This is a genomic window from Novosphingobium sp. FSW06-99, assembly GCF_001519065.1.
In the GTDB taxonomy this organism is placed as follows: Bacteria; Pseudomonadota; Alphaproteobacteria; order Sphingomonadales; family Sphingomonadaceae; genus Novosphingobium.
Genome location: NZ_KQ954267.1, coordinates 26,610 through 50,220, shown reverse-complemented (window position 1 = coordinate 50,220; position 23,611 = coordinate 26,610). Strand labels below are relative to the sequence as shown.

Below are 23,611 nucleotides of genomic sequence, written 5' to 3'. Positions count from 1 at the left end.
TGGCCGGCGGCGTGGCGTCGCCATCGCCCAGCGCTATTTGCAGGTAGATGGTGTCGAGCCATCGGCCGAACTTGCGTCCGACCGAGCGCATCGTGCCGGCATGGGTAAAGCCAAGACTGGCGTGCAGCGCGACCGACGCGGGCTCGCCGCCGCCGGCCACCGCAATCATCTGCCGAAAACCCGCCTGCTCTGCCGCCACCAGCAGCGCCGCGAGCAAAGCCTTGCCTACACCTTGCCCCAGATGGTCCGGGTGCAGGTAGATCGAGTTCTCACACGTAGCGACATAGGCCGGACGGTCGCGAAACTGTGTGGCGTAAGCGTAGCCGATGACCACGTCAGCGCGCGCCACCACCAGAAACGGCCAGCCCCGGTTGGCACAATCGACGATCTTGGCTGCTGTCTCGGCAGGGGTGCGCGCGATCGTGTCGAACGTCGCGGTGCCGTGGCGCACGTGGTGAGCATAGATCGCCGCGATAGCGTCGGCGTCGCCTTCAACTGCCGTCCGGATTGTCACCTCAGGCACAAATCAGCCCGCCGCAACCCGGTTGCCGTCAGCATCGACGACCTGCTCGCCATCTTCCTTGACGAAGGCTCCGCGCTGGTCTGCCGGGATCAGATCGAGTACCGCTTCGGACGGGCGGCACAGCTTCACGCCCAGCGGTGAGACCACGAGCGGGCGGTTGATCAGGATGGGATGCGCCATCATCGCATCGATCAATTGGGCATCGGTCAGGTTGGGATTGTCCAGCCCGAGTTCGGCAAACGGCGTACACTTCTCGCGCAGCAGTGCGCGGGGCGATATGCCGGCACGCGCGATGAGGCTTTCCAGCAAGGCGCGCGATGGCGGCGTTTTGAGATATTCCACCACATGCGGTTCAATCCCGGCGTTGCGGATCATGGCAAGAGCGTTGCGAGAGGTGCCGCACTCCGGGTTATGATAGATCACGATGTCGGTGATCATTGTTCCGCCTCGGCTTTGTTGGTCGTGCCTTCGATCTGGCCGATATCCTTGAGTTTGCGCGCGGTCGCCAAGGCATCAAGGTTGGCCAGTGGCAGCTCCAGAAACAGTTCGATGCGCCGACGCAGATACCGGATCGCGTCGATAAAGGCCTGGCGCTGGCCTTCGCCTTCAAATGCAGCAGGATCTTCAATGCCCCAGTGCGCAGTCATCGGATGGCCGATCCACACCGGGCAGACTTCGCCTGCGGCATTGTCGCAGACCGTAAAGATGAAGTCGAACTCCGGCGCGCCCGCCCCGGAGAACTCGCTCCAGCTCTTTGACCGCAACCCCGAAGTATCGAAACCCAGGCCGTGCAACGCTTCAAGTGCCATCGGATGAACTTCACCTTTGGGATGGCTGCCGGCACTGAAGGCACGAAACCGGCCAGCGCCGTAGTAGTTCATCAGCACCTCGCCGATGATTGATCGCGCGGAATTGCCAGTACACAGGAACAGGACATTATAGGTGCGCGCGGTCATGCGACGTTCTCCGCTGGGTGGGGATTGGCAATGTTGGTCTGTGGTGGGCAACACACTGCGTCATCCAGGCAGGGAACGCCGCCGCAACAGTTCTCGGTGAGATAGCCCATCAGCCCGTTCATTGCGGGATAGTTGACGGTGTAGATGATCAAGCGGCTTTGGCGCCGCTGGCTCACCAGCCCGGCATGGGCCAGCGCAGCAAGGTGAAAGCTCATTGAGGATGATACTATGCCCAGCCTCTCGGCAATCGCTCCAGCGTGCATGCCTTCGTCGCCTGCCTGTACCAGGAGGCGGAACGCCGCCAGGCGATGTTCCTGGGCGAGCGCGCCCAGCGCGCGAATGACTGCCGGTGCATCCATCTCGATCTCCACGATTCGATGATTATCGAAATATGGAGATAACGAAGAATCGTCAATGGCTGACATTTACCCACCAGTGTCGGGTGAAATCGCACATTGCTTGGCGTGAATGACAGCTTCCAGGATAAGCGCTTAGGCGCTTCTACGACCGAAATTGGGGCGCATAGCTGACATGCCGGCACGCTGCCCGGAAGGTCGGCGATCCCGATTGGCGTTCCTGATAGGAGACTAACCGCTCAGTCCGCAATCCCGGCCCCTCTCAAATCCCCCCTCCCTACACACCAAACCACCAAAGAAAAGGCCCCCGCAGCGGGTGCTGCAGGGGCCTGTTCCAAGTGGGTTTTGCGCCCTGATCAGGGGTGGTGATAGCCGCCGCGATAGCCGGGGTGGCCGCGGTAATAGCCGCCGTGATAGGGGCCGCGATAGGTGTGGTAATACCACGCGTGGTACGGGTAGGGGCGATAGGCCCAGACGCCGCCGACGAACACCCAGGGTTGATACCAGCCCGGCGCGGCATAGGCATAGCCGGGATAGGTGTAGGGATAGGCCGGGGCGCCTGCGCGGACGACATAGCCGGGGGGGCAGCCGGGGCTGGTGGCGTTGTTTTCGGACGAGGCGATCGCCGCGCCCGTGCCGGCGCCAACCACCGCGCCAAACGCGGCCGAGCCACCGGCGTGGCGGCCACCCGCCGCACCGCCGACGATCGCGCCCAGCACGCCGCCGATCACCGCGCCAGCGGCAACATCGCCGTGCGATTTGACGCAATAGTCTGCGGCCCAGCGTTGCGCATCGGCGGCATAGCGCGCGTCGATCGCGGCCTGCGCGCTGTAATCGGGCGGCGGCGCATAGCCCGGCGGCGGCGGCGGCTGTTGGCCGGGGGCATAGCCCGGAGGCGCCGTCGGCTCGGGCGGCGGCTGGCTCTGGTCATAGCCAGGAGGCGGTGGCTGGTTCTGGTCATAGCCCGGAGGCGGGGGCTGGTTGGGGTCATATCCGGGCGGCGGCGCGGATTGCGCGCTTGCCGCGACCGATCCCACGACCATCGACAGGGCGGCCAGTGCGGCAAGCCCGGTGTGGTGGCGGATGCGAGCCATCTTTACCATGTTTCGTGAATCCCTTTTCAGCAACCGGTCGGTGCAGTGGAAAAAAGCCCCCGCAACGACATCTGCCAAACGGATTAGCGCAACAAAAGTGAACGCACGCTGATTTTTCGAAATCCTGTGTACGAGCGACAAACTGTTACAATTATGCCACGGCCAGTGCGCGAGCCATCACAAGACAAAGTCGCCGGCGGCAAGGGTGGTCACGCTTCGGATCATGAACATCATATCGGCGGTGCCTGCGCCGGTCATGTCGCATTCGACCGTGACGCCGCTGCTGGTCACGTCATAGCGCACTTCGCCCGCCCGTCCGTCGAACGCCGCCGTGCCGATAAAGCTGAGATGGCCGGTCCCGCCCGGTGGCAACAGGGCATCAAACGCCGTCAGGTTGATCACATCGCCCAGATGCGGGTGAAAATGGCGGATCACATCGGCGGTGGCCGTGGTCAGGCCGCCGGTATGGCCGGGGGCAAACACAAACGTATCGGTGCCCAGGCCGCCGATCAGCACCGATCGGCCGGTTCCCGCATAGATCGTGTCGATACCCGATCCGGCCTCCAGCGTGTCGGCGCCCGATCCGCCGATGATCGTATCGGTGCCCGATCCGCCATAGATGGTGTCGGCGCCCGCACCGGCGCGCAGCACGTCGGTGCCCGTTCCGCCATAGATGATCGTCTCGCCCGGCCCGGCGGTGACGGTGTCGTTGCCTGTCAACGCGATCAGCATCTGGGCCCCGGTGCTGCCTTGCAACACAGGATTGGCCGCCGTGGCATAGTGCACCGATGCATGGGGGAAGAACGAGTAGTCGTTGCTGATGCCGAAATTGAGCGACTGTCCCTTGGCCCCTTCGGCACCGAGCCCCAGCACGAACAGCGATCCCGCCAATCCCGACAGATTGTTCGCCTGCGTCACCAGCGAGGCGAGCGGCATGGCCGCCAGCACGATTCCCGCGCCGCTGAACCCGGCCACCGAAAAATCGAGTTCGGCGACCAGCGTGGAGCCGACATAGGCATTCATCGTCAGGGTGTTGTCGGTGTCGTTGACGCTGTTCACCACGAACGTGATGCCCTTTACCGCGATGAAGTCGCTGCCGATCGTGCCGGTCAACCCACCATAGGTCAGCACCTCGCTGGTCGAGGCGGAGCTGTTGGTGATCGATCCGTTGATCAGCGAGGCCGTGGCGTTGACCATGGCATTGGGGCCGAACACCACCCCGACGAGTGCATCCAGACTGCCCAGATCGACTGTCTTTGCCATGTTCCAACCCGTTTGCGCGATGATCCCACCCGGGTTTGACGCGATAGTCGCGTAACGGGCAACGCCTGTTGGCTTCACTTCGGATCAATAGGCGCAGTCGGCGCTGCCCCATGCAAAACGCCGCCCGAACCAGCCGGACGGCGTTGCAGGATCGGCAGGGGCGGGCGTTCAGGCGGCGACAGGGGCCGATTTGCGCACGCTTTCATCGACATGGTCGACGAATTGTTCGAAATTGTCGATGAACTTGCGCACCAGGTCTTGCGCGGTCTTGTCATAGGCCTGCGCATCGGCCCAGGCGCCGCGCGGGTCCAGCAGCTTGCTGTCTACCCCCGGCACCGCCACCGGCACGTCAAACCCGAAATTGGGGTCTTCGCGGAATTCGGCATTGTTCAGGCTGCCGTCGAGCGCGGCGTTGAGCAGCGCGCGGGTCGCCTTGATCGGCATGCGCTTGATGCCCGGATCGGTGGCCTTGCCGCCCGACCAGCCGGTGTTGACCAGCCAGCACTTCACCCCACCCTTGTTGATGCGTTCTTTCAGCAGGTTGCCATAGACCGACGGGTGACGCGGCATGAACGGCGCGCCGAAACAGGTGGAAAAGGTCGCTTCGGGCTCGGTCACGCCGATTTCGGTGCCGGCCACGCGCGCGGTATAGCCCGACAGGAAATGGTACATCGCCTGTTCGGGGGTCAGCCGCGCGATCGGGGGCAGGACGCCATAGGCATCGGCAGTCAGAAAGATGATGTTCTGCGGCACCGGGCCAAGGTTTTCGGCGCTGGCATTGGGAATGAAATCGATCGGATAGGAACCACGGCTGTTTTCGGCGAGGGTGGCATCGTCGAGATAGATCTCGCGGGTGACCGGATCGATCACCACGTTTTCCAGGATCGTGCCGAACCGTTTGGTGGTGGCATAGATTTCCGGTTCCGCCTCGGCCGACAGGCGGATCATCTTGGCATAGCAGCCGCCTTCGAAATTGAACACCGCGGTGTCGGACCAGCCATGTTCGTCATCGCCGATCAGCGTGCGGCTGGCATCGGCCGACAGAGTGGTCTTGCCGGTGCCCGACAGGCCGAAAAACACCGCCGTGTCGCCATCGGGGCCGATGTTGGCCGAACAGTGCATCGGCATCACGCCTTGCGCGGGCAGCAGATAGTTGAGGATGCCGAACACCGATTTCTTCATTTCACCGGCATAGGATGTGCCGCCGATCAGGATCAGTTTTTCGGTGAAATTGACTGCGATCACGGTTTCGCTGCGGCAGCCGTGGCGTTCCGGATCGGCGCGAAAACCGGGCAAATCGATAATGGTGTATTCGGGCGCGAAATTGGCCAGTTGGTCCTCGGTCGGGCGCACCAGCAGCGTGCGTACAAACAGGCTGTGCCAGGCGAATTGCGTGATCACGCGCACGTTGACACGGTAATCGCTCTGGCTGCCGCCGAACAGGTCGGCCACATAGATCTGGTCCTGATCGGCCAGCGCCTGCAGAAAATCGGCCTTCAGCGTGGCAAACTGTGCCGGGGTCATCGGGACATTGGTCTTGCCCCACCAGATGGTGTCTTCGGTCTGCGCATCGCGTACGAAGAACTTGTCCTTGGCCGAACGGCCGGTGTGCTTGCCGGTGGCGACCACAAAGGGGCCGTCCTTGGCCAGCAGGCCTTCGCCATTGCGCACCGCGTGTTCGATCAGCGGGGCGGTGCCCAGGTTCGCATGGATCGCCGCAGGCTCGGGAAAACCCTGCGCGGCAAGCGATACGTTCAGGCTGGAAGCTGGCTGGTTGACAGGCACGGGGCAGTCCTCTCGAAGGGCGGCCGCGTTGCGACCGCACGGATTGTGTCAATCTTTCGAATACGAATGCACAAATCGTCGGGCGACGGCAAACAAGAAATTTGCGCGATGAATTGCAAAATCTGCAACTGCGCCCGCGCGCGCCGGGGCACGGCGCATCCGGCATGGTTGCCAGCCCCGCCGATAGCGGGTAATCCCTGCCCACACAGGCTCAAACAAGGCGATCATGACGACCAAGCCCGAAGCCGGCAGGCCCGAAGCCGGCGGGCCACACCAAGAGCCCGCGTCGCAGGGCCGCCAAGTCATCGCGCTGGTCGATGACGATCGCAATATTCTGACCACCGTATCGATCGCGTTGCAGGCCGAAGGGTTCGCCACCCGGGTCTATTACGACGGCGCCGCCGCTTTGCCCGCACTGCTCGACAATGCGCCCGATCTGCTGGTCTGCGACATCAAGATGCCGCGCATGGACGGGTTCGATCTGCTGCGCCGCTTGCGCGAAAAGAGCGACTTGCCGGTGATTTTCCTGACGAGCAAGGATGACGAAGCCGACGAGGCGACTGGCCTGGCGATGGGGGCCGACGATTACATCGCCAAACCGTTCAGCCAGCGGCTGCTGATCGCGCGCATCCGGGCGATCCTGCGCCGGGGCGAACTGGCGCGGCGCGCGGCGGCGCGGCCGCAGGGCGAAGAGGACGCGCCGCTGCCCGATCTGATCCGGCGCGGGCGGCTGGCGATGGACCCGGCGCGGCACATGGTCGAATGGGCCGGGCAACCGGTATCGCTGACCGTGACCGAATTCCTGATTCTGGAGGCGCTGGCGCTGCGCCCCGGTGTGGTGCGTTCGCGCAGCAGCCTGATGGATGCCGCCTATCAGGATGACGTGTTTATCGATGATCGCACGATCGACAGCCATATCAAGCGCTTGCGGCGCAAGTTCCGGTTGGTCGATCCGCATTTCGGCGCGATCGAAACGCTCTATGGCGCAGGCTACAGCTTTGCCGACCCCTGACCGCGCGCCCGGTGTGCGGGCGGAAGAGCGGCTGCGCCCGACGCGGCGGCGGCTGTGGCGCACGCGCGGCCTGTCGCTGACCTCGCGCATTCTGGCGGTCAACGTGATCGCGCTGGCGCTGCTGGCGGGCGGGTTCTTCTATCTCGATTCCTATCGCACGCAGTTGATCAACGAACGGTTTCGCCTGGCCCGTGCCGAAGTGGAAATCGCCGCGACCGCGCTGGCGCATGCGCCGCCTGGCGAACGCCGACGGCTGATGGTCGAAATCGGCCAGTCGCAAGTGCTGCAACTGCGGCTGTTCGATAGCCGTGGCGCGCTGGAGGCCGACAGCTTTCGGCTGGCCCAGCCGTCGTTCGCATTTGTCGATCCGGCCAACGAGCCATGGTTTCAAAGCGCAGCGCGCGCGCTCGATCGCGGGGTCGATGCGATTGTCGGCGCGCCGGCGATCGAACGCTATCGCGAACCGGCACTGGCGCGGGCGGCAAGCTGGCCAGAGATCGGCCGCGCGCGCCAGTCGGGGCGGACCGAAGTGTTCCTGCGCTATGCCCCCGATCGCACCCCGGTGATCACCGCCGCCACGCCGGTGGGCGATCGGGGCGAAATGCTGCTGTCGATGCGCAATGCGCTGGATGTGACGCAGGCGGTGCGCGATGCGCGCCAGACGCTGGTGATCATCATCGGGCTGGCGCTGTTGCTGTCGGTGCAATTGTCGCTGTTTCTGGCGCGCACGATCGTGCAGCCGTTGCGCGCGCTGGTGCGCGCCGCGGTGCGCGTGCGGCTGGGGCGCGACCGCGCGGTGGTGGTGCCGCGCCTGCCCGACCGGGGCGATGAAATCGGCCTGTTGGCGCGTGCCTTTTCCGACATGACCCATGCCCTGCGCCAACAGATCGACGCGGTGGAAAGCTTTGCCGCCGATGTCGCGCACGAATTGAAGAACCCGCTGGCCTCGCTCGCCAGCGCGGTCGAGGCGATGGACAAAGTCGATGATGCCGATCTGCGGCGGCAACTGGCCGCGATCGCGACGCACGATGTGCAACGGCTCGACCGGCTGATCAGCGAAATTGCCGAGGCCAGCCGGATCGATGCCGCGCTCAGCCGGGCCACCTTTGCGCCGATCGATCTGGCGCTGCTGGCGGCCAATGTGGTGGGTGCGCGCGGGGTGCGGCCGGGTCTGGCCGGATGCCCGATCCGTTTCCGCCGGGGTGAGGGCGATACACAAGTCGCCGGCGATGCCCTGCAACTGGAACGCGTGCTCGACAACCTGCTCGACAACGCGGTGTCGTTTTCCCCGGCGGGCGGCGAAGTCGAAGTGCGTATCTGGGCCGACGCGGGCCGCGTGCATCTGTCGGTCAGCGATGATGGGCCGGGCATTGCGCTGGCCGAGCGCGAAAAGGTGTTCGACCGGTTCCACTCGGTGCGCCCCGATGAAGAAGCGTTCGGCGCGCACAGCGGGCTGGGCCTGGCGATCGCCCGCACGATTGCCCTGGCGCACGACGGCACGCTGGCGATTGTCGACAAGCCCGACGGCACGCCCGGCGCCTGCCTGATGCTGTCGCTGCCCTCGATCAACGACGAGGACGAGGAATGACCGTGGCGCACCAGGCCAGCGCGGTGGCCATCGATGGCCGCGCGGTGCTGATCGAAGGCGCGCCGGGCAGCGGCAAATCGAGCCTGGCGCTGGCGCTGATCGATCGCGGCGCGGTGCTGATCGGTGATGATGCGGTGCTGCTGGAACCGATGGGCGAGCATGTGCTGGCGCATCCGCACCCCAATGTCACCGGCCTGATCGAGGTGCGCAATGTCGGGTTGGTGACGATGCCCGTTACGCACGCCGTGCCGGTGGCGCTGGTGCTGGTGCTCGACCCCCAGGCACCGCGCCATATCGAGGCGGCGGACATCGTGGTGCGCGCAGGCGTGGCGCTGCCGATGGTGCGCCTGTGGCCCGACAGCCCCGTGCTGGCCCTGCGCGCACGGATCGCGCTCGATCACCATGGGGCTGGGGGCTTCCCATCCGGATCAATGGCCGGTTGCGGCGGCGCAGGTTCCCGCTGAACGCTACCAGGAACCGCCCGTTTTGGAGATCTGCGCGAGGAGCGCCCGCTTTGCGGGCGTGCGGCGCGTACCGGCGTTGCGGGGCACATCGATCGTGCCTGCCACTGCGCGGCGCGCGGCGATGTCTTTGCCCAGAGCGTCGAGGCTTATGGCATCATGCCGGGTCTTCAAGGTCTTGAATGCCATAAGTCAGCGCCGTTTCCGTGCGTATGCGTTGGTCCATATAATCGACATCCAGACCTTTCGAAAGCTTGAACAGTGCGCGCGCCTGACCAAGCATCTCTGGCGCAGAGCCCGACGCATATTGCCCCATGCGGTCGGCGATCAGGTCTTCGACCGCGATAACCGCAATCGAGCCATGGTCTGCGATATCCACGATGCGGATAAGGTCTGGATTGCCGAGGCCATCGAGCAGGCGGCTGCCTACGACCTCAAACCCGAGCATCAGATCAGGATGTATCCATCCGCGCAACGCCGTGCCCGGGCCCGATGGGCGAACGAAGCCATGCGCAACGAGCATCACTTCCAGATCTTCCTGACGTGCCGTGACCAGATCAAAATCGCCGGTGTTCACGGCGCCTTGCGTATAGAGTTCGACCGCGCCACCGCCGACGAGGATCGGCGGCCTGATCCCGCGCTCGTCGAGTGCAGAACTGATCCGTGCTAGCTTTGCCAATGCGGCTTCAAACTGGGGGCGCCAATGCGACATCATGCAACACTGCCGCATTTCACCCAATTCGCAACAGGCATTGGGGCTAGGGCCTTCCCTTCGTCCGATGGGTGGCGCAAACCTGTGCCATGATTGACGAATCGTCTGTGACCGACGGGGGCGCCACGGCCGCGCAACGAATTCTGCTGGTGACCGGCATGCTGGGCGCCGGCAAGACCACGGCGATGCGCGCGCTGGAGGATTTGGGGTGGGAGGCGATCGACAATTTTCCCATCCGCCTGCTCGACCGTCTGCTGGAAACCGGGCCGGGCACGGCGCGGATCGATGCCGGGGCGCCGGTGGCGATCGGGTTCGATACGCGCACGCGCGGGTTTGATCCCGGTGCCATCATCGAACGCGTGAAAAGCCTGTCGCTGCGCGCGGACTTGTCGATCACCACGCTGTTTCTCGATTGCGGGGGCGCCGAATTGCAGCGGCGTTACAACGAAACGCGCCGCCCGCACCCGATGGCCGATGACAAACCGGCCGAGGGCGGGATTGCCGCCGAACGCGAATTGCTGGAACCCCTGCGGCGCTGGGCCGACGTCGTGATCACCACCACCGATTTCACCACGCAGGATCTGCAACAGGCGATCCGCGCGCAATTTCTCCAGGGGCCGCCGCCGCGTTCGCTGCTGACGATCAGCAGTTTCGGATTTTCGCGGGGCACGCCGCCGTTGTCGGACATGGTGTTCGACATGCGCTTTCTGGCCAATCCCTATTGGGTCGAGAACTTGCGCCCGATGACCGGGCGCGATGCCCCGGTGGGGGACTATATCCGCCGCGACCCCGCCTATGCCGAAGCGTTTGAACGCATTCGCGATCTGCTGTTGCTGCTGCTTGGCCGGTTCGAGCAGCAGGGCAAGGCCTATGTGAACATCGCATTCGGATGTACCGGGGGGAAGCATCGGTCGGTGTTCATGGCCGAACAAATCGCTTCTGCCTTGCGCGAAGCGGGTTTTTCTCCCACATTGTTGCATCGCAACCTGGGATCGCGTGCCGCCGACCTGGTCGAACGCAGCGGGGCGTGGGGCCCGAGATAACGAGTTGCAGATTGTTTTTTAAACGTTTTGGTCGAAAATGAAGATAACATGCCGATCGGGGAAGGATCGATCCTGAAGCATAGAGATTCGCTGGCCGGCGTTGTCGCGCGTGGTGCCGGTACCCGGGGGAAGGGCAGGACGTGCAAAACGCCTGGCCTTGGGCACCGACGATCGTTGCGCCGCGCTGGGAGACCAGCCCTTCGGAGCCAAAGCAGTTCATGATCGGTCTTATTATCGTCACGCACGGGGCACTTGCCGACGAATTCATCCACGCGATGGAACACGTCGTCGGGCGTCAGTCGGATGTCATCGGGGTCTGTATCGGGCCCAATGACGACATGGAAAAACGCCGCCGCGAAATTGCCGACGCAATCAAACGCGTCGACAGCGGTGAAGGCGTGATCGTGCTGACCGACCTGTTCGGCGGCACGCCCTCGAATCTGGCCATATCGCTGATGCAGGCGGGCAAAGTCGAAGTGATCGCGGGCATCAATCTGCCCATGCTGATCCGCCTGGCAAAAGCGCGCAATTGCATGGGGGTGCGCGAAGCGACCGCCGCTGCCCGCGATGCCGGGCGCAACTATATAACGATCGCTTCCGAATTTCTCGGGCAGGATGCGTGATTGATGAGCGAACAAGTGTACGTTGCGCGTGAACGGGTAACCATTGTCAACCAGCGCGGACTGCACGCGCGGGCCAGTGCCAAGTTTGTCAATGCCGTGGCCAAGCTGCCCGCCGGGTTCGACGTGACCGTGACCAAGGACGGCACCGATGCCAATGGCGGATCGATCCTGGGGCTGATGATGCTGGGCGCGGCGATGGGCGACAGCGTGGATATTGCGGTGGCGGGCGAACCGGGCGAAGCCGACGCGATCCTGATGAAGCTAGTCGGGCTGATCAAGGACGGCTTTGGCGAAGACTGACCTGAAGGCCCCTCCCCGTGCGGGGAGGGGTTGGGGAGGGGCCTGCTGCGGCACGAATGGCGCGCGCCCCATGGACGTGGCACACCCCCACCCAACCCTCCCCCTGCAGGGGGAGGGCTTTTGGATTTTTGCATGACGCGCAAGAGCATTACCGGTTTTTCCAACCCCACGATCAAGTTCGTGCGCAGTCTGCGCGACAAGAAGCACCGGCGGCGCGAAGGGCGTTTTCTGGCCGAGGGCTTGCGCCTGCTGACCGATGCGCGCGAAAGCGGGCGCTTGCCCGAACTGTTGCTGATGGCCACCGTGCGTGATCCGCACCCGCTGCTCGATGACCTGGAGGCGGCAACGATTTCCGCCGGGGGCGAGGTGATCGAGGTACCGATCGACATCCTGGCCAAAGTGACCGGCAAGGACAATCCGCAGGCGGTGTGCGGGGTCTATGCCGAATGGGACACCGCTCTGGCCACAATCGATCGCGCCGCCGCGCCGATCTGGCTGGTGGCGCAGGCGATGCGCGATCCGGGCAATCTGGGCACGATGCTGCGCACTGCCGACGCGGTGGGCGCCGGCGGGGTGATCCTGATCGACGATTGCGTCGATCCGTTCAGTGTCGAAGCGGTACGCGCCAGCATGGGCGCGGTCTTTACCCAGAAACTGGCGCAGGCACGCTGGGCCGACTTTCTCGCCTGGCTGCGCGCGGGCGAGGGGCAACTTGTCGCCGCATCGCTACGCGAAGCGGTACCCTATCGCGGCGCGGCCTATGCCGCGCCCTGCTTCGTGATGGTCGGCAACGAATCGCGCGGCCTGCCCGAAGACTATGAAATGGCCTGTGACTTGCGCGTCACCATGCCGATGAAGGGCCGCGCCGACAGCCTGAACGCGGCGGTCGCGGCGGCGGTGCTGGCCTACGAAGTGCTGGCAACGATTGGCTGAGCGGCAAGGGCGGGCTCATCCGCCAGCGCAGGCGTATCGGGCGCGGTATCGGCGGCGCCATAGCGCGGGGCGCTTTCGATCAGCGGCACGTCCTCGATTTCGCGCTTGCCGATCTCGATATGCTTGTCGCGCAGGCGGCGGCCGGCGGACAGCACGTTGCGTTCAAAGCTGCCGACGAACTTGTTGTAGTTGGTGACGGCGGTTTCCAGCCCGCTGCCCACGCGTTTCAGGTGGTCGGCGGCGACCGACAGGCGGTCGTAGAGTTCGCCGCCCATCCGGCCGATTTCGCGCGCTTCGCGGGCCAGGCCATCCTGGCGCCAGACTTGCGCGATGGTGCGCGCGATGGCCACCAGATTGGTCGGGCTGGCCAGCAGCACGCGGCGTTCGAACGCGAAATCCCACAAGTTGGGATCGTGTTCCAGCGCGGCGGCAATGAAATGTTCGCCCGGCACGAACATCAGCACATAGTCGGGCGCGTCCTCAAACTGGCTTTGATAGGCCTTGCTGCCCAAAGTCTGGATATGGTTGCGCATCGATTGCACGTGGAGCGACAGCGAGGCCGCGCGCGCCTCGTCATTGTCGGCCTCGAATGCGTCCTGATAGGCGTTCAGCGACACTTTGGCGTCGATCACCAGCAGTTTGTTGCCGGGAATGCGGACGATCGCATCGGGGCGCAGGCGGCCTTCGTCGGTTTCGATCGAGTGTTCGGTGACGAAATCGGTGTGTTCGGATAGGCCGCATTGTTCGAGCACGTTGCGCAATTGCAATTCGCCCCACCGACCGCGGGTCTTGGGCCCGTTGCGCAGCGAATTGCCCAATTGCGCCGCAGCGGCGCGCACCGCTTCCTGCCCGTCACGCATGGCATGGATCAGCCCGGTCAGATTGCCAAAGGCATCGACGCGGTCTTTTTCCAGTTTGCCGACCTGATCCTCATAGGCCTTGAGCCGTTCACCGACCGGGGCGAGCAGTGTTTTCAGCCGTTCGGATTGCGCCTTTTCGCTTTCTTCAAACCGGGCATGTGCGCGGGTCAGAAAGGCTTCCTGCGCTTGCGCCAGGACTTTGCTGCCGGCGTTTTCGAATTCCTTGCGCAATTCGGCCTGCGCGGCGATCAGCAGGCGTTTCTGTTCGTCGAAATGGACCGCATCGGCCTTCATCCGCGCCAGGTCGGCGGCCTGCGCCTCGCCCCTGGCGCGGGCGTCGGCCAATTCGGCACGCAGGCGTTCGGCCTCCGCAGCGCGCGCTTCGGCACTGGCCAGACGCGGGGCCAGCGCATCGCGATCGCGCCGCACATCGGCCAGTTCGGCGGCCAGCGCATCGATCTGCCGCACGCGTTCGGTCAGGCCTGCCAGATCGACGGTCATCGCCTTCAACGCCGCCTCGCCGGCATCGGCGCGGCGGCGCCAGTCGGCCACCGGGCGCGAGCCGAAAAACCAGCCCAGGCCAAGCCCAACCAGCAACGCCGCCCCGGCGACGATCAGCGAATCCATGCGGGCACCCCTTGCAGTACGGAACGAACCGTGAACTTACAGGGCGTGACGCGCGCGATCAAGCCGCGCGGCGGATCTTTTCTAGTTTCTTGAGCACCATCGACCGCTTCAGCCGCGAAAGGTGGTCGATGAACAGGATGCCTTCGAGGTGATCCATCTCGTGCTGCAGGCACGTGGCCAGCAGATCGTCGATGTCCTCTTCGTGCACGGTGCCGTCCAGATCCTGCCAACGGGCGTGGATCCGGGCCGGGCGGGTCACTTCGGCATAGATGTCGGGCACCGACAGGCAGCCTTCGTTATAGACTGCCAGTTCTTCGGTGACCGGGCTGAGCACCGGGTTGATGAACACGCGCGGTTCTTTTTTGGTCGGCTGGTGGGTGTGGTGATGGTCGCCGTGCGATGTGCACACTTCGGGTTCGGCATCCGGGTCATCGGGTTGCAGATCGATCACCAGCACGCGCAGCGGCACGCCGATCTGGATCGCCGCAAGGCCGATGCCGGGGGCATCGTACATGGTGTCGAACATGTCGGCGACGAGCGTACGCAGCGCATCGTCGAACACTTCGACGGGTTTCGATACCTGCTTGAGCCGGGGATCGGGGACTTCGATGATTTCGCGGATAGCCATCGCGGTAAGATAGTCAGCCCGGGCCCGACTCGCAAGAGGCGGGGAGCGGGCCGGTGCCGTACTTTGAGACAAACGCCGTTTCGCGGATGCCTTCGATCCTCCCCGTGCCGGGGAGGAATTAGCTTACGGGGCGACGGGCGCGCAGCGCCTGTGCCAAAGTGCCTTCGTCCAGGTAATCGAGTTCGCCCCCCACCGGCAGGCCATGCGCCAGTTGGGTCAGGCGCAGCGGATAGGCCTCCAGCCGTTCGGCCAGATAGTGCGCGGTGGTCTGGCCTTCGAGCGTGGCGTTCATTGCCAGCACCACTTCATCGATGCCGCCTGCCGCCACCCGCGTCAGCAGACCGGCGATGTTGAGATCTTCGGGCCGCACACCGTCGAGCGCCGACAGCCGCCCGCCCAGCACGTGATAGCGCCCGGTGAACAGCCGCGCGCGATCGAGCGCCCACAAATCGGCCACATCCTCGACCACGCACAGCGCGCGCGCATCGCGGCGCGGGTCGGCGCAGATGCCGCAGGGGCTGGTGGTATCGACATTGCCGCAGATCGGACATTCGACCAGATTTTCGCGCACCGTGGCCAGCGCGTCGACCAGCCCGGCAAATGCGGTTTCGCGCCGCTTGATCAGCCACAGCACCGCGCGCCGCGCCGAACGCGGGCCCAGTCCGGGCAGGCGGGCCAGCGCATTGGCCAATGCCTCGATCTCTTGCGATGCCATGGCCGCACAGATAGGGCGGAACGCTCAAAACGAAAGTGTAAAAAGGGATCACTGGCGCCAATGCGCATTGTCTTCATGGGCACACCGGATTTCGCCGTGCCAAGCCTGCGCGCGCTGATCGCGGCTGGGCACGAGGTCGTGGCGGTCTACAGCCAGCCGCCGCGTCCCGCAGGGCGAGGCAAGCGGTTGCAGCCGTCCCCGGTGCATCTGGCCGCACAGGCGGCGGGCATAGCGGTTCATACCCCCATCAGTCTGAAAGGTGCGGAAGACCAGGCGGCATTTGCCGCGCATCGCGCCGATGTCGCGGTGGTCGCCGCCTATGGCCTGATCCTGCCACCGCCGGTGCTGGCCGCGCCGGTGCACGGGTGCCTCAATGTCCATGGCTCGCTGCTGCCGCGCTGGCGCGGTGCGGCGCCGGTGCAGCGTGCGATCCTGGCGGGCGACGATGAAACCGGGGTGACCATCATGCAGATGGAGCGCGGGCTCGACACCGGGCCGATGCTGGCCATGGTGCGCACCCCGGTGGCGGGCAAGACGGCGGGCGTACTGACCGCCGAACTGGCCGAACTGGGCGCGGCGGCAATGGTTGCGGTGCTGGCCGATCTGCCCGGCCATCCGCCCGTCGCGCAACCGGACGCGGGCGTGACGTATGCGGCCAAGATCGACAAGGCGGAAAGCCGGCTCGATTTTGCCTTGTCCGCCGATGCCTGCGAACGCTGCGTGCGGGCGTTTGCCCCGGCACCGGGCGCGTTTTTCGAACTGGATGGCGAACGGTATCGCGTGCTGGCGGCGCACGTGGTGGCGGGCACGGGCTTGCCCGGCACGGTGATCGACGATGCGCTGACGATCGCCTGTGGCAGCCAGGCCTTGCGCCCCACGCTGGTGCAGCGCGCCGGGCGTCCGGCGATGGACAGTGCGGCGCTGTTGCGCGGGCGGGCGATCGCCGTGGGCACGCGGGTCGGCTGATGGCGCGCTTTGCCCTTACGCTCGAATGGGATGGCACCCCCTATATGGGGTTTCAGCGCCAGCCCCATGGTCCCTCGGTACAGGCCGCGATCGAGGCGGCGATCTTTGCGATCACCGGCGAGACGGTGTCGCTGCATGCCGCCGGGCGCACCGACACCGGGGTTCATGCCCGCGCGATGCGCGCGCATTTCGATCTGGTTCGTCCGTTCGATCCGTTCCGGCTGGGGCAGGCGATCAACGCCCGGTTAAAGCCGCAGCCGATTGCGGTGCTCGATGCGCGAGTGGTGGCGGATGACTGGCACGCGCGCTTTTCGTGTATTGGTCGCGCTTATGAATATCGCATCATCAACCGGCGCGCGCCGCTGACGCTTGAAGTTGGGCGCGCCTGGCGGATCGTGCGGCCGCTCGATGCCGAGGCAATGCATGTGGCGGCGCAGAGTCTGGTCGGCCTGCACGATTTCACCACGTTCCGGTCGGTGCATTGCCAGTCGGTCAGCCCGGTCAAGACGCTCGACCGGCTCGATGTGTGGCGGGTGGGCGATGAAGTGCGGATTGCCGCCGCCGCGCGCAGTTTCCTGCACCATCAGGTGCGCTCGATGGTCGGTTGTCTGAGCCTGGTCGGGCACGGCCAATGGACGCATGACGATCTGGTCGCCGCGCTCGATGCCAAAGACCGTTGCAAACTGGGACTTAATGCGCCACCCGAAGGGCTCTACTTCATAAGTGCGACTTATCCGGGAGAACACGATCATGGTTTCGAACACGCAGCTCGTATCGACGCTTGAAGCAGACGGTCGGCTGATCGTTGCGTTGCGCGATGAAGTCCTGCCCGAACCCACCGGGCATCAGGTGCTGGTGCGCATCGAGGCCTCGCCAATCAACCCGTCGGACCTTGGCCTGCTGTTCGGCCCGGCCGATCTCGATCATGCCGAATATGCCCCGGGACGCATCGTTGCGACCATGCCGGAAGGCGCGGTGCGCGCGATGCAGGCGCGGCTGGGGCAGGCGCTGCCGGTCGGCAACGAAGGCGCAGGCACGGTAATCGCGGCGGGTGATGCGCCCGAGGCGCAGGCGTTGCTGGGCAAAGTGGTCGCGGTGATTCCCGGCGCGATGTACGCGCAATACCGGCTGGTCGATGCGCGCAGCGCGCTGGTCCTGCCCGATGGCACGACTGCCGAGCAAGGCGCCAGCGCGTTCGTCAACCCGCTGACCGCGCTCAGCTTTGTCGAGGCGATGCGGCGCGAAGGGCACAAGGCGCTGGTGCACACCGCCGCCGCGTCGAACCTGGGCCAGATGCTGGTGAAGATCTGCCAGGCCGACGGCGTGCCGCTTGTCAACATTGTCCGCTCCGAAGCGCAAGTTGCGCTGTTGAAGGGGATCGGCGCCGAACATGTGGTCAATTCGTCGAGCGCGACCTACCACGAAGATCTGGTCGCCGCGATCGAGGCGACCGGCGCAACGCTGGGTTTTGACGCGATCGGCGGTGGCAAGCAGGCCTCGCAGATCCTGGGCGCGATGGAACAGGTCGCCAGCAAGGGCGCCGCGTTCAGCCGCTATGGATCGGACACGTTCAAGAAAGTCTATGTCTACGGCGCGCTCGATCTGGGGCCGATCGTGATCAACCGCAGTTTCGGCTTTTCGTGGGGCGTCTCGGGCTTTTTGCTCACCCCGTTTCTGGTGCAGATTGGCGCCGAAGCCGCCGAAAAACTGCGTCAGCGGGTGCGGGACGAACTGACCACCACATTTGCCAGCCATTACAAGGCGCGCATTTCGCTGGAACAGGCGCTGACCCGCGACGTGGCATTGGCCTACAACGCGCGTGCGACGGGCGAGAAATACCTGATCGTGCCGCACGGCTGAGCGGCGGGGCGCGGGGGGAAGTCCCCCGCGCCCGACCGTCATGCCTTGTGGGCGATGCTTTCGGGCAAGTCCTTGCCGAACACACGCTGGTAATATTCAGCCACCAGCACGCGCTCGGTCTCGTCGCACTTGTTGAGGAACGTCAGGCGGAAGGCAAAGCCGACATCCTTGAAGATCGCTGTGTTCTGTGCCCAGCCGATCACCGTGCGCGGGCTCATCACGGTGGAGATATCGCCACCGATAAAGCCCTTGCGCGTCAGATCGGCGACCCGCACCATGTCCCCTGCGGTCTTTTCGTCGAGCCCGGGCACTTTGCTGGTGACGATCTGGATTTCGGTGGCGGGCGGCAGATAGTTGAGCGCAACGACCATGTTCCAGCGGTCCATCTGGCCCTGGTTGATCGCCTGCGTGCCGTGATAGAGCCCCGAAGTGTCGCCCAGGCCGACCGTGTTGGCGGTGGCGAACAGGCGGAACCACGGGTTGGGCCGGATCACCCGGTTCTGGTCGAGCAGCGTCAGCTTGCCCTCGGTTTCCAGCACGCGCTGGATCACGAACATCACGTCGGGGCGGCCCGCGTCATATTCGTCGAACACCAGCGCGGTCGGCGTCTGCAGGGCCCAGGGCAACAGCCCTTCGCGAAATTCGGTCACCTGCAACCCATCGCGCAGCACGATCGCGTCGCGCCCGATCAGGTCGATCCGGCTGATATGCGCGTCGAGGTTGATTCGCACGCAAGGCCAGTTCAGCCGCGCGGCGACTTGTTCGATGTGGGTCGATTTGCCGGTGCCGTGATAGCCCTGCACCATCACCCGACGATTGTAGGCAAAGCCTGCCAGAATCGCCAGCGTGGTGTCCGGATCGAACACATAGTTGGTGTCGAGATCGGGCACGCGTTCGTCGGCCGCGCTGAACGCGGGGACTTTCAGGTCGATATCGATCCCGAACGTCGTACGCACGTCGATCTGGATGTCGGGGGCGGCAAGCACCGTGCCGGCGGAAGTGGTCGTGTCAGTCATCACAAGTTCGACTATACGCGCCCGCGCCCGGCTGCAATGCTCTTCGTTGCCAAATCGCCGCCCAAATAGGCAAGTGGGGGCTTGTCGGGCGGGTTCGGCAGGGTCATTGTGGCGGGTGATGACCGACGAACCCAGACCCGTACGCCGCGAACTGCCGCCACGCGAAGAGATGCCGGGGCGCCCCGCCGCCCCCGCGCGCCGCGACCAGGGCGGACAGCAACAGCAGTGACGCAGCGCGGTTGACGCTGCCGGGCGGCGCGCGCATGCTTTGCGCATGGATACCGGCCCCACACCTTTCGCCACGGGTGGCTGCGCTTGCGGCGCGATCCGTTACCGGCTCGATGATTCGCCTTATGCGGTGAATTGCTGCCACTGCACCGATTGCCAGCGCGAAGTCGGCAGCGCCTTTGCCGTCAACGCGGCGATCGAAACCACCCTGCTGCATGTCGAAGGCCCCACGCCGCAAGTCGTCCATCTGGCCAGCGCGAGCGGGGCGGGGCAGGCCGTGTTCCGCTGTCCGCAATGCCTGACCGCGCTGTGGAGCCACTATGGCGCGCTGGGCGACAAGGCGGCGTTCGTGCGCGCGGGCACGCTCGACGATCCTGCGCAGTGCCCGCCGACCGCGCAGATCTGGACCCGCAGCAAGATGCCGTGGGTCGTGCTCGATCCAGCCATCCCCACGTTCGAGGGGTTCTACAGCGGGCGGGATATCCCCGCGTTGCTGGGCGAACGCGGCGCGGCGCGGTTGCGCGCGCTGCGCCAGGGCTGAGCGCGTGCTCCCGGTGGTCATGTCGCTGGTGGTGCTGGCGATCTTTGCGCTGTTGCTGGGGGCGCGGGTCGTGTGGCGGCGCGGCGATCGTCAGCGGGCGGTGCTGATGGCGATCGCCGCGCTGGTGATCGCGGGCAATGTGGCGATCTGGGCCGTGCCTATTTGATCGGGCAGTCGGGCGAGAGGCGCATGTCGAGATACGTGTCGACCGCGCGCATCAGATCATCCAGTTCGTTTTCATAGAAATGGTTGGCGCGCGGGATTTCATCGTGGTGGATGGTGATGTGCTTTTGCGTGCGAAGCTTGTCCACCAGCTTTTGCACGGCGTTGGGCGTGACCACGGTGTCGGCGACACCCTGGATGATGATGCCCGACGCGGGGCAGGGCGCCAGAAAGCTGAAATCGTACATGTTGGCGGGCGGCGAAACCGAAATGAACCCGCGCACTTCGGGGCGGCGCATCAGCAATTGCATGCCGATCAGCGCGCCGAACGAATAGCCCGCGATCCACGTGCTCGATGCTTCGGGATGGATCTGCTGCACCCAGTCGAGCGCGGCGGCCGCGTCGGACAGTTCGCCGATGCCGTTGTCAAAGCTGCCCTGGCTGCGCCCCACGCCGCGAAAGTTGAAGCGCAAGGTGGCAAACCCGCGCGCCACGAACGCGCGATAGAGCGCCTGGGTGATGCGGTCGTTCATCGTGCCGCCCGCCTGGGGATGCGGATGCAGGATCATGGCGATCGGCGCGCGGCTGCGCGTGGCGGGCTGAAACCGGCCTTCGAGGCGACCTTCGGGACCGGGAAAAATGACTGCGGGCATTGCTGTTCCTGACGCGGCGGGTTGCGGCACCGCACCCGCGAAACGGGGGGGCCGTTGCGGTCCAAAAAATTGAACGCGCTGGAATTGGAGCCAAGGCTATATAGAAAGCACTTACGCGAAAGCAATCTTTCTAGCAGGACACGCCTTGCCCGAGCCCCGGATCTATCTCGACCATGCCGCGACGACCCCCTTGCTGCCGGTCGCTGCTGAGGCGATGGCGCACGGTTTTGCGATCTGGGCCAACCCGTCGAGCCCGCATCGCGCCGGCCGTGCGGCGCGCGCCGCGCTGGAGGATGCGCGCGCGCGGATCGCGGCGGCGCTGGGGTGGACCGGCGAAGTGATCCTGACCAGCGGGGCAAGCGAGGCGCTGACGATCGCGCTGACGCGCGCCCATGCGCCGCTGGTGGCAGTGTCGGCGGTCGAGCACGAGGCGGTCTTGCGCCATGCGGGCGATGCGCTGCGCCTGCCGGTCGATCGTGCCGGGCTGGTGTCGGGCGATGACGTGCCGCCGGGCGGTCTGGTCGCCATCCAGCATGTCAACAACGAGACCGGGGTGATCCAGCCGATTGCCGATCTGACCGCGCAGGTGCGCGATCGCGGCGGCATGTTGCTGGCCGATTGCGCGCAAAGCGCGGGCAAGTTGCCGCTGCCCGAGGCCGATCTGATCGCTATTTCGGCGCACAAGTTCGGCGGGCCGGTCGGGATCGGCGCCTTGCTGGTGCGCGACTGGGGCTTGCTGCGGCCCACCGGCGGGCAGGAACGCGGCTATCGCGGGGGCACCGAAAACCTGCCCGGCGCGCTGGCGATGGCCGCCGCGCTGGAGGCGGGGCGCGACTGGATGGCGCAGGCGCACGTGCTGCGCGCGCGGCTCGATGCGGCGATTGTTGCGGGCGGCGGCGAAGTGGTGGCGGCAACGGCACCGCGGCTGGCGACGATCGGTGCCTATCGCCTGCCGGGCCTGTCGGCCAATGCGCAACTGATCCGGCTCGATGCGCAGGGCATCGCGGTTTCGGCGGGCAGTGCCTGCTCGTCGGGATCGCTGCGCACCAGTCATGTGCTGACCGCGATGGGCCTGGACGGGGCGCAGGACGTGATCCGCGTGTCGATCGGGCGCGAAACCGGCGTGGACCAGATCGACCGCTTTGCCGCCGCCTGGTCGGCGATGGCGGTGCGGGCGTGATCTACCTCGATTATCAGGCCACCACCCCGCTGGCGCCCGAGGCGCGTGCGGCGATGCTGCCCTGGCTGGGCGGGCCGGATAGCGAGGGGTTTGCCAATCCGCACAGCCCGAACCGTGCCGGGCGCGCGGCGGCGGCGGCGATCGAGGTGGCGCGCGGGCATGTCGCCGCGCTGTTGCCGCCGGGGGGTCGGGTGATCTTTACCTCTGGCGCGACCGAGGCGCTCAACATGGCCTTGCGCGGCACCGGTGCGGCGCGGCTGGCGGTTTCGGCGATCGAACATGCGGCCGTGCTTGACACCGCGCGGGCGCACGATCCGGCGCTGACCATCCTGCCGGTCGATGGCGAGGGGCTGGTCGATCCGGATGTGCCACTGCCGCCGGGCACCGGGCTGGTCGCGGTGATGCAGGTGAACAACGAGATCGGCACGGTGCAGCCGGTGGCCACGATCGCCGAACGCGCGCATGCCATTGGCGCGCTGATGCTGTGCGATGCGGTGCAGGGCGCGGGCAAGCTGGCCGCACCCGATGGCGCCGACCTGATCGCAGTGTCGGCGCACAAATTGTACGGGCCCAAGGGGATCGGCGCGCTGTGGGTGCGCGACGGGGTGGCGATCGATCCATTGTTCCACGGGGGCGGGCAGGAAGGCGGCTTGCGCCCGGGCACGCTGAGCCCCGCGCTGATAGCCGGGTTTGGCGAAGCGGCGCGCCTGTGCACAACCTTGTGGAAAAGCGATGCGGCGCATGTGGACACGCTGTGGAAAAAGGCGCGTGCCGGATTGGCGCGCTGGCATCTGAACGGCAGTGCCTCGGCGCGCTGGCACGGCAATCTCAATGTGCGGCTCGATGGGCTCGATGCCGCGCGAGTGTTGTCGGAATGTCGCACTGTGGCCATTTCTGCCGGTTCTGCCTGCGCCAGTGGATCGGGCCGACCCAGCCATGTCTTGCGTGCGCTGGGACTTTCGGACAGGGATGCAAAAACCGCGCTGCGGATAGGGTTCGGGCGCTATACGGGGGAAGAGGAGCTGGACGAGGCGATCGCGGCAATTTCAGCCGCTGCGCGGGCGCAAGGTCTGTCGGTGTGACAGGCATGCGTCCACGGGGGAGAACAGCGACGGATGGTCAAAGTCAGCTTCGTTACATCTGACGGCCGCAAGGTCGAGGCCGAGGGGCAGCCCGGCCGGAGTCTGCTCGAAGTGGGGCAGGCGGCAGGCTTGCCGCTGGAAGGCACCTGCGAGGGCCAGATGGCCTGTTCCACCTGCCATGTGATCGTGACCGCCGAGTGGTTTGATCGCCTGGCTGCGGCAAGCGACGATGAAGAAGACATGCTCGACCTGGCCGCCGGGGTCACCCGCACCAGCCGCCTGTCGTGCCAGATCGTGCTGAGCGAGGCACTCGACGGTCTGGAAGTGCGTGTCCCCGAAGAAGCGCGCGACATGCAGGGACGATGATCTTTTTTTGCAGGATAAGCCGCGTTCTACGCGGTTGCGCCGGTTGTCATCGCCGGGGCGGGTGATAGGGTCCAGCCA

The 23,611-nt window shown here is 65.5% G+C and carries 29 protein-coding genes; 15 read left to right on the top strand and 14 right to left on the bottom strand.

Annotation, left to right across the window (positions count from 1 at the left end; genetic code table 11):
• The 7 genes from AQZ49_RS20480 to AQZ49_RS20450 all read right to left on the bottom strand — a co-directional run.
• A partial coding sequence (locus tag AQZ49_RS20480; RefSeq protein WP_067620474.1) for a GNAT family N-acetyltransferase occupies positions 1-523 on the bottom strand: 523 nt, incomplete at its 3' end.
• A gap of 3 nt (positions 524-526) precedes the next feature.
• The gene (arsC, locus tag AQZ49_RS20475; protein WP_067620459.1) at positions 527-961 is read right to left on the bottom strand and encodes an arsenate reductase (glutaredoxin); all 435 of its coding nucleotides are present in this window, start codon (positions 959-961) and stop codon (positions 527-529) included.
• Complete coding sequence (locus AQZ49_RS20470; RefSeq protein WP_067620456.1) at positions 958-1,479, bottom strand: arsenate reductase ArsC; 522 nt, start codon at positions 1,477-1,479, stop codon at positions 958-960. The genes arsC and AQZ49_RS20470 overlap by 4 nt, the downstream gene beginning before the upstream one ends.
• A complete protein-coding gene (locus AQZ49_RS20465) occupies positions 1,476-1,838 on the bottom strand; it encodes an ArsR/SmtB family transcription factor (protein ID WP_067620471.1) in 363 nt (120 codons plus the stop codon). The genes AQZ49_RS20470 and AQZ49_RS20465 overlap by 4 nt, the downstream gene beginning before the upstream one ends.
• Before the next feature lie 353 nt (positions 1,839-2,191).
• The gene (locus AQZ49_RS20460; protein ID WP_067620453.1) at positions 2,192-2,938 is read right to left on the bottom strand and encodes a hypothetical protein; all 747 of its coding nucleotides are present in this window, start codon (positions 2,936-2,938) and stop codon (positions 2,192-2,194) included.
• A 168-nt stretch (positions 2,939-3,106) separates the two neighbouring features.
• A complete protein-coding gene (locus AQZ49_RS20455; RefSeq protein ID WP_067620450.1) occupies positions 3,107-4,192 on the bottom strand; it encodes a calcium-binding protein in 1,086 nt (361 codons plus the stop codon).
• A 168-nt stretch (positions 4,193-4,360) separates the two neighbouring features.
• Entirely contained in the window at positions 4,361-5,950 is a 1,590-nt protein-coding gene (locus AQZ49_RS20450) for a phosphoenolpyruvate carboxykinase (protein ID WP_231739347.1), read from the bottom strand.
• Between the two features lie 253 nt (positions 5,951-6,203).
• Between AQZ49_RS20450 and AQZ49_RS20445 the strand changes: the two genes are divergently transcribed.
• Genes AQZ49_RS20445 through AQZ49_RS20435 form a run of 3 tightly spaced genes read left to right on the top strand, consistent with a single transcriptional unit; the run spans position 6,204 to position 9,041 of the window.
• A complete protein-coding gene (locus AQZ49_RS20445; RefSeq protein WP_067620444.1) occupies positions 6,204-6,989 on the top strand; it encodes a response regulator transcription factor in 786 nt (261 codons plus the stop codon).
• Positions 6,958-8,577, top strand: a complete 1,620-nt coding sequence (locus AQZ49_RS20440; protein ID WP_067620442.1) for an ATP-binding protein — start codon at positions 6,958-6,960, stop codon at positions 8,575-8,577. Before AQZ49_RS20445 ends, AQZ49_RS20440 begins: the two co-directional genes overlap by 32 nt.
• Positions 8,574-9,041, top strand: a complete 468-nt coding sequence (locus AQZ49_RS20435) for an HPr kinase/phosphorylase (protein ID WP_067620439.1) — start codon at positions 8,574-8,576, stop codon at positions 9,039-9,041. Before AQZ49_RS20440 ends, AQZ49_RS20435 begins: the two co-directional genes overlap by 4 nt.
• A gap of 3 nt (positions 9,042-9,044) precedes the next feature.
• Here AQZ49_RS20435 and AQZ49_RS22440 read toward each other — a convergent pair whose 3' ends face one another.
• Together AQZ49_RS22440 and AQZ49_RS20430 are read right to left on the bottom strand one after the other, a co-directional pair.
• Complete coding sequence (locus tag AQZ49_RS22440) at positions 9,045-9,227, bottom strand: hypothetical protein (RefSeq protein ID WP_156428419.1); 183 nt, start codon at positions 9,225-9,227, stop codon at positions 9,045-9,047.
• On the bottom strand, positions 9,196-9,615 hold the full coding sequence (locus tag AQZ49_RS20430) for a hypothetical protein (protein ID WP_369819163.1): 420 nt from the start codon (positions 9,613-9,615) through the stop codon (positions 9,196-9,198). The genes AQZ49_RS22440 and AQZ49_RS20430 overlap by 32 nt, the downstream gene beginning before the upstream one ends.
• Before the next feature lie 224 nt (positions 9,616-9,839).
• On the opposite strand from AQZ49_RS20430, the gene rapZ reads away from it, so the two are divergent.
• The 4 genes from rapZ to AQZ49_RS20410 all read left to right on the top strand — a co-directional run bounded on the left by rapZ (position 9,840) and on the right by AQZ49_RS20410 (position 12,649).
• Positions 9,840-10,793, top strand: a complete 954-nt coding sequence (gene rapZ / locus AQZ49_RS20425) for an RNase adapter RapZ (protein ID WP_067620465.1) — start codon at positions 9,840-9,842, stop codon at positions 10,791-10,793.
• A 218-nt stretch (positions 10,794-11,011) separates the two neighbouring features.
• Positions 11,012-11,416 (top strand): PTS sugar transporter subunit IIA, encoded by a 405-nt coding sequence (locus AQZ49_RS20420; protein ID WP_067620436.1) that lies wholly within the window; start codon positions 11,012-11,014, stop codon positions 11,414-11,416.
• A 15-nt stretch (positions 11,417-11,431) separates the two neighbouring features.
• Positions 11,432-11,716, top strand: a complete 285-nt coding sequence (locus AQZ49_RS20415) for an HPr family phosphocarrier protein (protein WP_082701947.1) — start codon at positions 11,432-11,434, stop codon at positions 11,714-11,716.
• A 132-nt stretch (positions 11,717-11,848) separates the two neighbouring features.
• Positions 11,849-12,649: a TrmH family RNA methyltransferase gene (locus tag AQZ49_RS20410; protein WP_067620430.1), complete on the top strand. Its 801-nt coding sequence runs from the start codon at positions 11,849-11,851 to the stop codon at positions 12,647-12,649.
• On the opposite strand, the gene AQZ49_RS20405 is transcribed toward AQZ49_RS20410, so the two are convergent.
• The 3 genes from AQZ49_RS20405 to recR form a co-directional block, all read right to left on the bottom strand.
• A complete protein-coding gene (locus AQZ49_RS20405; RefSeq protein WP_067620427.1) occupies positions 12,622-14,136 on the bottom strand; it encodes a DNA recombination protein RmuC in 1,515 nt (504 codons plus the stop codon). The genes AQZ49_RS20410 and AQZ49_RS20405 overlap by 28 nt on opposite strands.
• 58 nt (positions 14,137-14,194) lie before the next feature.
• Positions 14,195-14,764: a peptide deformylase gene (locus tag AQZ49_RS20400; RefSeq protein ID WP_067620424.1), complete on the bottom strand. Its 570-nt coding sequence runs from the start codon at positions 14,762-14,764 to the stop codon at positions 14,195-14,197.
• Between the two features lie 118 nt (positions 14,765-14,882).
• Complete coding sequence (gene recR / locus AQZ49_RS20395) at positions 14,883-15,479, bottom strand: recombination mediator RecR (RefSeq protein WP_067620422.1); 597 nt, start codon at positions 15,477-15,479, stop codon at positions 14,883-14,885.
• Positions 15,480-15,539: 60 nt separating this feature from the next.
• On the opposite strand from recR, the gene fmt reads away from it, so the two are divergent.
• Genes fmt through AQZ49_RS20380 form a run of 3 tightly spaced genes read left to right on the top strand, consistent with a single transcriptional unit; the run spans position 15,540 to position 18,305 of the window.
• Positions 15,540-16,445 (top strand): methionyl-tRNA formyltransferase, encoded by a 906-nt coding sequence (fmt, locus tag AQZ49_RS20390; protein WP_067620419.1) that lies wholly within the window; start codon positions 15,540-15,542, stop codon positions 16,443-16,445.
• Entirely contained in the window at positions 16,445-17,230 is a 786-nt protein-coding gene (gene truA / locus AQZ49_RS20385) for a tRNA pseudouridine(38-40) synthase TruA (RefSeq protein WP_067620416.1), read from the top strand. The genes fmt and truA overlap by 1 nt, the downstream gene beginning before the upstream one ends.
• On the top strand, positions 17,196-18,305 hold the full coding sequence (locus AQZ49_RS20380; protein WP_067620413.1) for a zinc-binding dehydrogenase: 1,110 nt from the start codon (positions 17,196-17,198) through the stop codon (positions 18,303-18,305). The genes truA and AQZ49_RS20380 overlap by 35 nt, the downstream gene beginning before the upstream one ends.
• Positions 18,306-18,343: 38 nt before the next feature.
• On the opposite strand, the gene cobS is transcribed toward AQZ49_RS20380, so the two are convergent.
• A complete protein-coding gene (gene cobS, locus AQZ49_RS20375; protein ID WP_067620410.1) occupies positions 18,344-19,321 on the bottom strand; it encodes a cobaltochelatase subunit CobS in 978 nt (325 codons plus the stop codon).
• Between the two features lie 274 nt (positions 19,322-19,595).
• On the opposite strand from cobS, the gene AQZ49_RS20370 reads away from it, so the two are divergent.
• Together AQZ49_RS20370 and AQZ49_RS22435 are read left to right on the top strand one after the other, a co-directional pair.
• Positions 19,596-20,090 carry a GFA family protein gene (locus AQZ49_RS20370; RefSeq protein WP_067620407.1) on the top strand — a complete coding sequence of 165 codons (495 nt, stop codon included), beginning with the start codon at positions 19,596-19,598 and terminating at the stop codon, positions 20,088-20,090.
• Between the two features lie 4 nt (positions 20,091-20,094).
• The gene (locus tag AQZ49_RS22435) at positions 20,095-20,256 is read left to right on the top strand and encodes a hypothetical protein (protein ID WP_231739345.1); all 162 of its coding nucleotides are present in this window, start codon (positions 20,095-20,097) and stop codon (positions 20,254-20,256) included.
• On the opposite strand, the gene AQZ49_RS20365 is transcribed toward AQZ49_RS22435, so the two are convergent.
• Complete coding sequence (locus AQZ49_RS20365; RefSeq protein WP_067620404.1) at positions 20,249-20,905, bottom strand: alpha/beta hydrolase; 657 nt, start codon at positions 20,903-20,905, stop codon at positions 20,249-20,251. The genes AQZ49_RS22435 and AQZ49_RS20365 overlap by 8 nt on opposite strands.
• A 145-nt stretch (positions 20,906-21,050) precedes the next feature.
• Between AQZ49_RS20365 and AQZ49_RS20360 the strand changes: the two genes are divergently transcribed.
• Genes AQZ49_RS20360 through AQZ49_RS20350 form a run of 3 tightly spaced genes read left to right on the top strand, consistent with a single transcriptional unit; the run spans position 21,051 to position 23,533 of the window.
• Complete coding sequence (locus AQZ49_RS20360) at positions 21,051-22,085, top strand: cysteine desulfurase family protein (protein WP_067620401.1); 1,035 nt, start codon at positions 21,051-21,053, stop codon at positions 22,083-22,085.
• Complete coding sequence (locus AQZ49_RS20355; protein WP_067620398.1) at positions 22,082-23,167, top strand: cysteine desulfurase family protein; 1,086 nt, start codon at positions 22,082-22,084, stop codon at positions 23,165-23,167. The genes AQZ49_RS20360 and AQZ49_RS20355 overlap by 4 nt, the downstream gene beginning before the upstream one ends.
• A gap of 33 nt (positions 23,168-23,200) precedes the next feature.
• Complete coding sequence (locus AQZ49_RS20350; RefSeq protein ID WP_067620395.1) at positions 23,201-23,533, top strand: 2Fe-2S iron-sulfur cluster-binding protein; 333 nt, start codon at positions 23,201-23,203, stop codon at positions 23,531-23,533.
• The last annotated feature ends 78 nt before the right edge of the window (positions 23,534-23,611 follow it).